The organism is Lysobacter hankyongensis (genome assembly GCF_039543145.1).
GTDB classification, from domain to species: domain Bacteria; phylum Pseudomonadota; class Gammaproteobacteria; order Xanthomonadales; family Xanthomonadaceae; genus Lysobacter_I; species Lysobacter_I hankyongensis.
Map to the genome: position 1 here is coordinate 190,549 of NZ_BAABJE010000014.1, position 9,809 is coordinate 200,357.

Annotated in this window: 5 protein-coding genes and 1 other RNA gene; 4 read left to right on the forward strand and 2 right to left on the reverse strand. The window is 66.4% G+C overall.

Annotated features, from left to right (window positions below; translation table 11 throughout):
* Positions 1 to 111 precede the first annotated feature (111 nt).
* The 4 genes from ssrA to ABD974_RS12910 all read left to right on the forward strand — a co-directional run bounded on the left by ssrA (position 112) and on the right by ABD974_RS12910 (position 6,579).
* Positions 112 to 464: a transfer-messenger RNA gene (ssrA, locus tag ABD974_RS12895) on the forward strand.
* Between the two features lie 295 nt (positions 465 to 759).
* A complete protein-coding gene (locus ABD974_RS12900) occupies positions 760 to 957 on the forward strand; it encodes a hypothetical protein (protein WP_345303744.1) in 198 nt (65 codons plus the stop codon).
* A complete protein-coding gene (locus ABD974_RS12905; protein ID WP_345303745.1) occupies positions 950 to 3,868 on the forward strand; it encodes a hypothetical protein in 2,919 nt (972 codons plus the stop codon). The genes ABD974_RS12900 and ABD974_RS12905 overlap by 8 nt, the downstream gene beginning before the upstream one ends.
* Complete coding sequence (locus tag ABD974_RS12910; RefSeq protein ID WP_345303746.1) at positions 3,865 to 6,579, forward strand: TIR domain-containing protein; 2,715 nt, start codon at positions 3,865 to 3,867, stop codon at positions 6,577 to 6,579. The genes ABD974_RS12905 and ABD974_RS12910 overlap by 4 nt, the downstream gene beginning before the upstream one ends.
* A gap of 136 nt (positions 6,580 to 6,715) precedes the next feature.
* Here the strand turns inward: ABD974_RS12910 and ABD974_RS12915 are convergent, their stop codons facing one another.
* Together ABD974_RS12915 and ABD974_RS12920 are read right to left on the reverse strand one after the other, a co-directional pair.
* Positions 6,716 to 7,831, reverse strand: a complete 1,116-nt coding sequence (locus ABD974_RS12915; protein WP_345303747.1) for an NAD(P)/FAD-dependent oxidoreductase — start codon at positions 7,829 to 7,831, stop codon at positions 6,716 to 6,718.
* Between the two features lie 3 nt (positions 7,832 to 7,834).
* Positions 7,835 to 9,703 carry a LodA/GoxA family CTQ-dependent oxidase gene (locus tag ABD974_RS12920; RefSeq protein ID WP_345303748.1) on the reverse strand — a complete coding sequence of 623 codons (1,869 nt, stop codon included), beginning with the start codon at positions 9,701 to 9,703 and terminating at the stop codon, positions 7,835 to 7,837.
* Positions 9,704 to 9,809 lie beyond the last annotated feature (106 nt).

The following is a 9,809-nucleotide window of genomic DNA, read 5'->3' on the forward strand; positions in this document are numbered from 1 at the left end:
GACGCCTGAACGGACATTCCCCGGGCGCGGCATCAGCGCGCTTGAACCCGCCCCGCCCCGCCCCCATACTCTTCACCGTCAGTGAGATCGCTTCACCGCTGTCGATCTTCCGGGGGTGCACCTGGCTTCGACGGGAGTAGCAACATCCACTGGTGCATGCCGAGGGGGTAGCTTTCCTCGTTAATCCAGCTGCAAACTCTAGTTGCCAACGACGACAACTACGCTCTCGCCGCTTAAGGCGTAAGCCCCGAACCCACTTGTGCCCGTGCTCGTGGATGTAGGGTCATTATCACGGAACAGCTTCCGGCGGCGACCCGCCAACCGGCAGTGAACTTAGCGGGTGTGGACGACGGTGTGCCTCGCACGTTGTGTTGCCGTCGTACGAGAATCAACAACGAGCTAAGCATGTAGTACCGGAGATCGCGCGCTTTCGGACGGGGGTTCGATTCCCCCCACCTCCACCAATCGAAACGAAAAGCCCGGGGCGACAGCCTCGGGCTTTTTCGTTGCGTCGCCGGTCGTCATCCCGGATCGACCTCGACCTCCTGCCGGCGACGCTCGTACTGAGTCGCCGCGGCGGTTGCGATCCGAGCGGGATCGACGCGGGTCTGCGCATCCGGCTCGTGCCGCTGCGCGGCCCCGCGCAGCCGAAATCCCGCGCGCGGATCTCCAATCCGAGCCCCCACCGGCGCTTGCGCGGCCGCCGCGCACTCGCCAGACTCTTCGAAAAGGACGTTTGAACGTCCCATACGCGGCCCCATGCCGCTCTTCTTCGCCGACATCCACCCGACGCGAGGGAAGTTCGCCGGAAGTTTCAAGGAGGAAGGCGGAAGAATGAATGTCGATGCGAAAGCCGAACGCGCCCGAGCCGCCATCCTCATCCGCGCCCTCGGTGACGGCCGTCGCACCGAAGAACTCTCGGATACCGAAGTCGGATCAGAGAAACAAGATGACTGACCAACCGAAACCTGATGGCATCTTCATCTCGTGTGTCTCCGACGAGTTCGAGAAAGACGGCGCACCATTCCCCGGCCTGCGAAAGCAACTGCGCGGATACCTCGCCCGCACGCGGAGCAACGTGCGGGTGCAGGAAGACTTCCCGCAGACGGCCGTCGATACGGTCAAGAAGCTGGCCGACGAGATCCGCCCGCGGGCCGTCGTCATTCACCTGGTCGGAGAGAAGCCCGGCGCGATCGCCCATTCCGCTGCGGTCGCCGAGTACCTCAACGCCGAGCCCGACTTTCTCGCCAAATATCCTGAGCTGCGGGCCGCCCTCGGTGACTTCTCCGGCATCAGTTACACGCAGTGGGAAGCGTTCATCGCGCTGCACCACGACATTCCGCTGCTCGTCTACGCCACCGACAAAGCGTCCGCCCAACAGACGCACCTCGACCGACTGCTGCTGTGCAGGCGATACGCCATCCCGATCAAGAACGACACCGACCTGCTCGGCCAGCTCATCGGCGATCTGCACGCGATCCTTCCCGTTGTGCCGAAGCTCACGCGCAAGATCTCCGGCACGCAGTTGGACAAACACGCGCCGCGCGTGCTGTTCGGCCGCGAGACGGAATTGGCGGCACTCGATGCGGCTTGGGCGAAGGGGACACTGAACGTCTACACGCTGGTGGCCTGGGGCGGTGCGGGCAAGACCTCGCTGGCGTTCCACTGGGTGCAGACTCGCTTCGCGGCGAACGGCTGGACTGGCGTCGAGCGCTACTTCGACTGGAGCTTCTACAGCCAGGGGACCGGCGAAAGCCGGCAGACCTCCGCCGACCTGTTCATCGCCAAGGCGCTCGAATTCTTCGGCGACCCCGATCCGACCGTCGGCGGCCCGCATGAACGCGGGGAACGGCTGGCCGGGCTGATTCGCCGGCACCGCACGCTGCTGATCCTCGACGGCATCGAACCGCTGCAATACCCGCCGAACGATCCGCAGGCCGGGCGGCTGAAAGACCCGGCGCTCGAAGCCCTGCTGCGCGAACTCGCCGCCGACAACCCCGGCCTGGTCGTCATCACCACCCGCGAACACCTGACCAACGTCGAGGGATACGCCACCACCGAGGAGCAGAAGCTCGACAAGCTGGCGAAGGAAGCGGCGGTCGCCCTACTTCGGGACCTGCAGATCGTCGGCACGGACGAGGAGTTGCACGCGGCGTGGCAGGACGCCGGCGGCCACGCACTGACCCTCAGCCTGCTGGGGCGCTTCATCGCCGACGCCTATGAAGACCGCGACATCCACCACTACCGCGAGGTGAAGTTCGAGACGGCCGACCAGGAGCACCAGGGCCGCTCGGCGTTCAAGGTGATGATCGCCTACGAGCGCTGGCTGCACAGCGGTGGACCCGAGCGCCAGCGGGAACTGGCCGTGCTGCGGCTGACCGGCCTGTTCGACCGGCCGATGGCGAAGCCTTGCCTGCAGGCCCTGCGGGCGGAGCCGGCGATTCCGGGGCTGACCGACGCGCTGGTGACGCTGACACCGCAGCAGTGGAACATCGCGATGACACGGCTGAGCGAGGTGGAACTGCTCTCGGTCTCGGCCGACGCGATCGACGCCCACCCGCTGATCCGCGAGTACTTCGCGGCCCAGTTGAAGCGGGAGCAGCCGGAGGCGTTCCGGGCGGCGCACTCGCGGCTGTTCGATTATCTGTGCGAGAACACGCCGCACCGCCCGGACGGCATCGACGGACTGGCCCCACTCTACGAAGCCGTGACCCACGGCTGCCTCGCCGGTCGACAGCCGGAGGCGTGCGACAAGGTCTACGCCGACCGCATCCTCCGCGGCACGGACGGCGACGGCTTCTACAGCACGAAGAAACTTGGGGCAATCGGGGCCGACCTCGCGGCTGTGGCGGCGTTCTTCGACGCGCCGTGGTGCCAGGTGTCGCCGAATCTGACCGAAGGCGATCAGGCCTGGCTGCTGAACGAGGCCGCATTCCGCCTCCGTGCCCTCGGCCGCTTGACCGAAGCGCTGCAAACGATGCGTGCCGGGTTTGCGATGCGAGTTCAGCAGCAGAACTGGAAGAACGCGGCGATCAATGCCAACAACCTGAGCGCGTTGGAGGTGACCCTGGGCCGCTTGCCGGACGCCGTGACCGACGCCCGCCAGTCGATCGCCCACGCCGACGAAAGTGGCGATGTGTTCCTGCAAATGGTCAACCACACCACGGCGGCGGATGCCTTGCACCAGTCCGGCCAGCGGATGGAGGCCGGCACCCTCTTCGCCGAGGCCGAACGGCTGCAGCTGGAATGGCAGCCGCAGTTCGACCTGCTCTATTCGCTGCCAGGCTTCCGCTACTGCGACTGGCTGCTGGGCCCCGCCGAACAGGCCGCATGGCGGCAACTTCTCAATCAGCCCCTCTCAAATTTGGAATCTCAAATCTCAGAGTGCCTTGCCGAAGTCGAACGCCGGGCGACGATCACGCTGAAATGGATGATCGACAACGAAATGAGCCTACTCACTATCGCCTTCGATCACCTGACCCTCGCCCGCGTCGGTCTGATCCGGGCGATCCTGGCGAACTCGCTGCCGCAACCGACGCTCGACCTGCCGCACGTCGCCGCCGCCGTCAACGGCCTCCGCGAGGCAGGGCAAATTGATTACCTTCCCCACGGTCTGTTCACCGCGTCGCTCTACCACTTCGTCCGCGGCGAGCACGACTTCGCCCTGAAGCACCTGGCCGAAGCCCAGCAGATCGCCGAACGTGGCCCCATGCCGCTCTTCCTCGCCGATATCCACCTGCACCGTGCTCGCATGTTCCGCGACAACGCAGAACTCGCCCTAGCCGCCCAACTCATCCGCACCCTTGGCTACGGCCGTCGCCACGAAGAACTCGCCGATGCCGAAGCGGCGATTGGGGGCAGCCGATGAAAAATGCCTTCATCAGCCACAGCAGTCCCGATGATCGATACGTCGCCGAATTGATTCAGCTTGTTCGCTCGCTGGGCTACGACGAGATCTTCAACGATAGTCACACCATCGAACCCGACGCTGAGTTCTGGCCTCGAATCGAACAGGGAATCCGTGATTGCGACGCCTTCGTCGTCGTCCTGTCTCATGCATCGGTCGGGTCGTATTGGGTCGATCAGGAAGTTCGGTTCGCACGGCAGCTCGGCAGGAAAGTCGTTCCGATCCGCATCGACGACTGCCGGCTCCCAACCAGCTTCGATGGTCGCGATGTCATCGAACTTCGCCAGGGTCGCGGCGAAAGGGTCAAGATCTCCGGCACGCAGTTGGACAAACACGCGCCGCGCGTGCTGTTCGGCCGCGAGACGGAATTGGCGGCACTCGATGCAGCGTGGGCGAAGGGGACGCTGAACGTTTACACGCTGGTCGCCTGGGGCGGTGCGGGGAAGACGTCGCTGGTGTTCCACTGGGTGCAGACTCGGTTCGCGGCGACAGGCTGGCCCGGCGTCGAACGGTACTTCGACTGGAGCTTTTACAGCCAAGGGACCGGCGAAAGTCGGCAGACCTCAGCCGACCTGTTCATCGCCAAGGCGCTCGCATTCTTCGGCGACACCGATCCAACCCAAGGCAGCGCGCATGAACGCGGCGAGCGACTGGCCGGGCTGATTCGCCAGCACCGCACGCTGCTGATCCTCGACGGCATCGAACCGCTGCAATACCCGCCGAACGATCCGCAGGCCGGGCGGCTGAAAGACCAGGCGCTCGACGCGCTGCTGCGGGAACTGGCCGCCGACAACCCCGGCCTGGTCGTCGTCACCACCCGCGAACACCTGACGGACATCGGCAAACTCGCCAACACCGAAGCGCAGAAGCTCGACAAGTTGAGCAAGGAAGCGGCAGTCGCGCTGCTGCGGGACCTGAACATCGTAGGCACGGACGAGGAATTGCACGCGGCGAGGCAAGGCACCGGCGGCCACGCGCTGACCCTCAGCCTGCTCGGACGCTTCATCGCCGACGCCTATGAAGACCGCGACATCCGCCACTACCGCGAGGTGAAGTTCGAAGCGGCCGACCAGGAGCACCAGGGCCGCTCGGCGTTCAAGGTCATGATCGCCTACGAGCGGTGGCTGCAAAGCGCTGGTCTGGAGCGCCAGCGCGAACTGGCCGTGCTGCGGCTGACCGGCCTGTTCGAGCGGCCGATGGCGAAGGGTTGCCTGCAGGCCCTGCGGGCGGAGCCGCCGATTCCCGGGCTGACCGACGCGCTGGTGACGCTGACGCCGCAGCAGTGGAACATCGCGGTGAAACGGCTGAGTGAGGTGGAACTGCTCTCCGTCTCGGCCGACGCGCTCGACGCCCACCCGCTGATCCGCGAGTACTTCGCGGCCCAGTTGAAGAAGGACCAGCCGGCAGCGTTCCGGGCGGCCCACTCGCGGCTGTTCGATGACCTGTGCGAGAACACGCCGCACCGCCCGGACGGCATCGACGGGCTGGCCCCGCTCTACGAAGCCGTCGCCCACGGCTGCCTCGCAGGACGACATCAGGAGGCGTGCGATAAGGTCTACGTCGACCGCATCCTCCGTGGTACGGGGAGCAGCGGCAACTACAGCACCTTCAAACTTGGGGCGATCGGGGCCGACCTCGCGGCGGTGGCCGCCTTCTTCGACGAGCCGTGGCGCCAGGTGTCGCCGAACCTGACCGCGGCCGATCAGGCCTGGCTGCTGAACGAGGCTGCGTTCCGCCTCCGTGCCCTCGGCCGCTTGACCGACGCACTGCAACCGATGCGTGCGACTCTTGAACTCAACGCGGCAAGCGGCCGTTGGAGGAACGCAGCCACTGTTGCCAGCAACATGAGCGAGTTGGAGTTAACGCTGGGCCGCTTGCCGGACGCCGTGACCGACGCCCGCCAGTCGATCCGCCACGCCGACCAAAGTGGCGATGAGTTCCAGCGGATGATCAACCGCGTCACGGCGGCGGATGCCTTGCACCACTCCGGCCAGCGGGCCGAAGCCGGCACCCTCTTCGCCGAGGCGGAACGGATGCAGCAGGAAAGGCAGCCGGAGTTCGACCTGCTCTATTCGGTGCAAGGCTTCCGCTACTGCGACTGGCTGCTGGCCCCGGCCGAACAGGCCGCGTGGCAGCACTTGCTCAATCAGCCCATCTCCAATTCGAAATCTCAAATCTCAGAGTACCTTGCCGAGGTCGAACGTCGGGCGATGACGACGTTGAGTTGGTCGACCCCAAGAAACTTGCTCCTCGACATCGCCCTAGATCACCTGACCCTCGCCCGCGTCGGGCTGATCCGGGCGCTCCTGGCGAACCCGCTCCCGCAACCGACGCTCGACCTGCCGCACGTCGCCGCCGCCGTCAGCGGCCTTCGCGCCGCAGGATTGATGAATCACCTTCCGCGCGGCCTGCTCACCGCCTCGCTCTACCACTTCGTCCGCGGCGAGCACGCCCTCGCCCTGAAGCACCTGGCCGAAGCTCAGCAGATCGCCGAGCGCGGCCCCATGCCGCTCTTCCTCGCCGATATCCACCTGCACCGCGCTCGCATGTTCCGCGACAACGCAGAACTCGCCCTAGCCGCCCAACTCATCCGCACCCTCGGCTACGGCCGTCGCTACGAAGAACTTGCCGATGCCGAAGCGGCGTTGGGAACGCACCGACCACGCCAATGACGCGTCACTTCGCGGCAACGCGTGCAAAAGCGAATCGCCCCCATTCGGCAGAGACCTTCGAGTCGTGCATGACAGCAACGACGGCTGGGGATCGGCACCGATGTGCCGTATGCCTAGCGGGCTTTTCGTTCGTACGTCATCCTTCGATTCGCCTGACCCAGAACGACGCATGCCGATACCGCACGACGCCGGCATAGGTCGCGTGCAGGTGTTCGCGGTATCGCGCATGCACGGACTGCATTTCGTCCAGGTAGGACTTGCGCGCCGATGCGGCGTTGCCGGAGGGTCGTTCGATCGCACTGGCCGCACTTTCGGCCGACGCCAGCGCGTGGAAAATGCCCTGCGATGCGATCGGGTCGAACGCCAGCATCGCATCGCCGATGGCGAAGAATCCGGGCGGCGTGTCGGCCAAGGCTTCGACGTCGAGCGTGGCGCTGCCGGCGGGGCGCGCATGCACTTCGACCGCGACGGCTGATTGCAGCGCATCGGCGAGCAGCGGCTGCCGCTTCGCCTTCGCGAGGAAACGTTCCGGATCGCGCAGCGTTTTCAGCGCAGGATCGTCGGCGTCGAGATGTAACGCGAGCACGCGCTGCCCGGACGGGATGCGCACGCTGTACCACCAGCCGTCGCGATCGGCGCAGATGCGGGTGCATTGGTCCTCGTCGTCGGCATCCGCCGGCAGATGGGCGTACAGGCAGATCAGCGCGTCGTCGCTGCGTCGCGCCAGACCGAGCTGACGGGCGACGGTCGCGCCGCGACCGCTGGCATCGACCAGCACGGGCGCGCGGTGCTGCGTGCCCTGCGCTTCGACATCGACGCACCAGGCGTCCGCGGAGCGCGACACCCGCAGGCGACCGCAGTCCTCGATCAGTACCGCACCCGCCGCGACCGCGGTTTCGCGCAGGCCCGCATCGAAGCGCGCGCGATCCAGATGCCAGCCGGGTCCGTTCGGATCGCGCAGGTGATCGAACCACACCGGTTCCTCGCGATCCCACGCCGAGACGGTCGCGCCGCGTTCGGCGTGACCGTCGGCGAGGAAGCGTTCGAATGCGCCCATTCGCTGCAGCAGCACGCGCGCCGCGCCCGGCAGCGATTCGCCGATGCGCCGCGATGCGGGCGCAACGGCCGCATCGCGTTCCAGCAGCAGCACGCGGCCGTGCGGTCGCAGACGGCAGGCCAGCGCCGAGCCCGCGGGCCCGGCGCCGACGACGATCGCATCCCAGTCCGTCATCGCCACGCAACGATCAGCCATACGTCATTCGCGCGGCTTCGGCGTTCCGAGCATGGCCACCCGGCGCATGCGGCTGTCGGTGAGATAGCGCTCGGTCTCGGTCATGTCCTTGCCACCGCGGTCTTCGACCTGCATCACCGCCGGGAAATCCGGGTCGTCGGGAATGCCCGGACGCACCTCGACGATGCCCTGGCGATCGAAGTGGTCGATCATCGTCTGCAACTGCTGCTCGTAGCCCACGCCCAGGGTGCGATCCCAGTCCGAACGATCGTTGAACGCGGCGAGGCGCTGTTCTCGCGACAGTTTCCTGTTCATCACCTTGCGGTAGTTCTCGTCGCTCAGCACCTGATTCGGCACGCGGGCCGGCCAGAAGGTCGGCAGATACGGGTCGTACTGCGGCTCATAGCCGGAACGGCAGCTCGCGGTGTCGGTCTGCCACGGAATCGCCATCCAGCGCGTGATCGAACCCGGCGACTGGCCGTACATCGGACCGTTGTACGACAGCGCTTCCTGCGAGGTCAGCGTGGTGCCGTAATCGGGTTCGGGATCGTCCTTGGCGCGGTGGCGCCAGCGATACGGTTCGAGATACATCGTCGCGTGGCGCACCGGCCAGGTCATTTCGCATCCGGGATGGAAGGCGTCGGCCAGGCAGAATTCCAGCGCGGCGCGATCCAGCATCGCCGGCTGTTCGGCCAGCGGCACCTCGTCGATCGATCCCGGCGACCGGAACGCCGGATCGTAATCGGCGATGAAGTCGCCGTTCGCCCAGCGGTCCAGCATCGCCAGCTGCGTGGTGGTCAACGCGGTCATCGCCCGCGGTACCGGCGGCATCGGGACATCCATCGCATCGCCGTACACCCACGGCCACGGCTTCATCGAAACATCGCCGTCGTCGGGATTGCGGAACGCGTTCGCGACCGTGCGCCGCAGCTCGGCCCAGGTCTCGCCCGGCGCCGCGAGTTTGCGCAGATAATCGGGCGCGAGGAAGTGCTGCGGCATGCCGTGGCCGAAGCCTGCGGCGAAGCCTGCGTTCATCCACTGCAGGTCGCACATCGCGCGGAAGATCGGCAGCAGATCGTGCTGGAACGACGGCCGGGTCGGCGCCGGCAACTGCCCGGCCTGGATCGCGACGTCGGTCATCAGCGCGTACATGGTGCGCACGGATTTCTGCTGCGGGCCGTAATTCGGCGGCGCTACGACCACCCACGCCGGCGCGACCTTCAGTTCGCGGCCGCCCAGCCTCACCCGCGCGGTGACCGGGCCGTCGCCGGTGTCGTCGTACCAGCCATCGTTGTTGGCGAAGGTGGTCGGCGCCTTCTTGTCGATCGACGCGGATTTCCCGTGTCCGCCGAACACCAGCAGCCGGCCCTGCGCATCGGTGCGCAGTTCGCCCAGCGGCACCGCAATGTTCATGAACTTGCCGCCGTCGAACCGATACGCCTTGCCCTGCGCATCCGGCTTGGCGATGGTGCGCGCGCCGGGTTCGATCGCGAGTTTGTGGCGCTCCGGCAGCTTGATCGAGGCGTTGCGGCGCGTCGATGGCGGCGCGGTCGCGGCTTCGGGGATGTCCAGCGCGAGTTCGAAGTTGTACCAGGCGGCCTTGTGGTTCGCGAGTTCGACCGTCCATTCGATCTCGATGCCCTCGCCCATCTGCAGTTCGCGCACCACCCGGCCGTCGGCGTCGTAACCGTAGATCCGGAACTCCGCGACCTCCCGCTTCAGCGCGCCGGCCTTGTCGCGATAGGCGCCGGGCGGTTTCGGCGCGGGATCGACGACCTGCGGGCCGATGTAATAGCCGTCTTCCTTCTTCGAATTGCCGACCCGGGCGATGCCGATCGACGGATGGATCTTCGCGTACGCGATGCGTTCGTCCCCTGTGCTGCTCCGGCCCATCACGACTCCTCCGTTGAGTGTTCCATGCGTCCCCCTGTCGGGACCGATCGACTGTCGCGCGGTCGCAGGCGGGCGTCAAGGTGCGCTGCAGCGCGATCCTGCGCGG

Coding starts and splice junctions, on each gene's coding strand:
- ABD974_RS12920 (WP_345303748.1), bottom strand. CDS start 9,703: ATGGGCCGGAGCAGCACAGGGGACGAACGCATCGCGTACGCGAAGATC.
- ABD974_RS12910 (WP_345303746.1), top strand. CDS start 3,865: ATGAAAAATGCCTTCATCAGCCACAGCAGTCCCGATGATCGATACGTC.
- ABD974_RS12900 (WP_345303744.1), top strand. CDS start 760: ATGCCGCTCTTCTTCGCCGACATCCACCCGACGCGAGGGAAGTTCGCC.
- ABD974_RS12915 (WP_345303747.1), bottom strand. CDS start 7,831: ATGGCTGATCGTTGCGTGGCGATGACGGACTGGGATGCGATCGTCGTC.
- ABD974_RS12905 (WP_345303745.1), top strand. CDS start 950: ATGACTGACCAACCGAAACCTGATGGCATCTTCATCTCGTGTGTCTCC.